Genomic DNA, 697 nt, shown 5'->3' on the forward strand with positions numbered 1-697 from the left:
CGAGCAGCAGATGGCCCAGCTGACCACCGACATCGTGTGGATGCAGGAAGAAACCGTCAGCCTGCCGGACGGCAGCACCACCACGGCCCTGGTACCCAAGGTCTACCTGCGCCGTCCGCAGCAGGGCGACCTGTCGACCGGCGGCGCCCTGATTGCCGGCGACAACGTCACCATCCGCAACCAGAACGGCGGCATCAGCAACAGCGGCACCCTCCTGGCCGGCTACGCCAATGCCAAGCCGACTGACATGCATGGCGCGGTCACGCTCGATGCCCGCAATGTCAGCAATGGCGGCGCCATTGCTGGCAACGCCATCGACATCAGGGCGGCGAACGATATTGCCAACGTGGGCGGGCGCATTGCCGGCCTGTCCAACAAGGGCGTGGACGGCAGCGCTACCGACGACAGCCGGGTCACGCTCCATGCCGGCCGCGACATTCTCGTGGCCAGCACGACGCAGACGCGCAGTATTGACACGGTTGGCAACAACGGCACCAGCACGTCGAGCCGCACGAATATCGACAGGGTCGCCACCATTGCCGGCGGCAACGTGGTCATCGACGCCAGGGGCCATTTCACGGCGCGCGCGGCGCAGGTCGACGCAGCCGCCAATCTCAGTGTATTGGCCGGCAAGAACATCGACATCGCCGGCGTGGAAGAAAAGCACGCGCTGTTCGTGCCGCTGGGCGGCAACACC

Annotated in this window: 1 protein-coding gene; it reads left to right on the forward strand. The window is 66.1% G+C overall.

What is annotated here, in order from left to right:
* A partial coding sequence (locus PO883_RS34705) for a hypothetical protein (RefSeq protein ID WP_289313835.1) occupies positions 1 to 697 on the forward strand: 697 nt, incomplete at both ends.

It is taken from the genome of Massilia sp. DJPM01, from assembly GCF_030348125.1.
GTDB lineage: Bacteria > Pseudomonadota > Gammaproteobacteria > Burkholderiales > Burkholderiaceae_D > Telluria_A > Telluria_A frigida.